Here is a 1,084-nt window from a genome sequence, read left to right as displayed (position 1 = left end):
AGCCCGCTCCCACAGGGATTTGTGGGAGCGGGCTTGCCCGCGAAGGCGTCAGCCCAAACAACAGTTGCATCGGCTCGTTGCCAATAGTCAGATAGGCGCTACAAAACATCCTCGCAAATGAGCCCCCTCCCATGCGTCAACTGCCCTCGCTCAACATGCTGCGTGTCTTTGAAGAAGTCGCGCGGCATCGCAGTTTCAGCCAGGCGGCCCTGGGATTGAACGTCACCCAGGGCGCCGTCAGCCGGCAGATCAAACAGCTTGAAGATTATCTCGGCGTCGCGCTGTTCGTCCGCACGCCCCAGGGCCTGACCCTGACCGAAACCGGCACCGCCCTCTCGCCGCATCTGGCGCAAGCCTTCGACCATATCGAACGCGCCCTGCAAGCCGTACGGGTGCCCAATCTGCGCCAACGCCTGCGCATCGTCGCGCCGCCCACCTGGGCCACACGCTGGCTGTCGGCACACCTGCGCGCATTCGTGCAACGTTATCCCGATATCAGCCTGAGCGTGACCAACCAGATGGGCAATGAGAGCCTCGCGGAGATCGATTGCCACATCCGCTTCGGCCTTGAGGCGGCCAGTCATTGCAGCAGCCAGCTACTGGTGATGGAACGGCACATCGCCGTGGCCAGCCCGGAGCTGTTCAACGGTGACCAGCCGCCGGACCTGCGGCAGTTTCCATTGCTGCACATCCTGCACGACGGCAAACGCTTGAAGGTCTGGGAAAATTGGCTGGCGGCCATGGGCCGCAACGATGTCGATGCCGGGCAAGGGCTGGAATTCAGCACCCTGGACCAGGTGATCCACACCGCACTGGCGGGCGGCGGGCTGGCGGTGATCGACCGGCAGATGATCGAAAAGGAACTGGCCAATGGCAGCCTGCTGCCGATCACCCCGGTGGAAGTGGTCGGGCCGTATGGCTATTGGCTGGATGTGGCGAACGACAAGCAGGGCCTGTCGAAGGTACGGTTGTTTACCGAGTGGTTGGGGTTGGTCAGCAACCCTTAAGTCACCGACATTCCCCTTGTGGGAGCGGGCTTGCTCGCGAAAGCGGTGTGCCAGCCAACATCAATAGCGACTGACAC

Annotated in this window: 1 protein-coding gene; it reads left to right on the top strand. The window is 62.4% G+C overall.

Annotation, left to right across the window (positions count from 1 at the left end; genetic code table 11):
- The first annotated feature begins 131 nt into the window (after nucleotides 1-131).
- On the top strand, nucleotides 132-1,007 hold the full coding sequence (locus ACCD00_RS30655) for a LysR substrate-binding domain-containing protein (protein WP_413428925.1): 876 nt from the start codon (nucleotides 132-134) through the stop codon (nucleotides 1,005-1,007).
- Nucleotides 1,008-1,084 lie beyond the last annotated feature (77 nt).

The organism is Pseudomonas sp. Pseusp3, from assembly GCF_047304225.1.
GTDB lineage: Bacteria > Pseudomonadota > Gammaproteobacteria > Pseudomonadales > Pseudomonadaceae > Aquipseudomonas > Aquipseudomonas fluorescens_CD.
The sequence above is the reverse complement of the archived record's forward strand: the minus strand, read 5'-3'. Positions and strand labels throughout refer to the sequence as shown.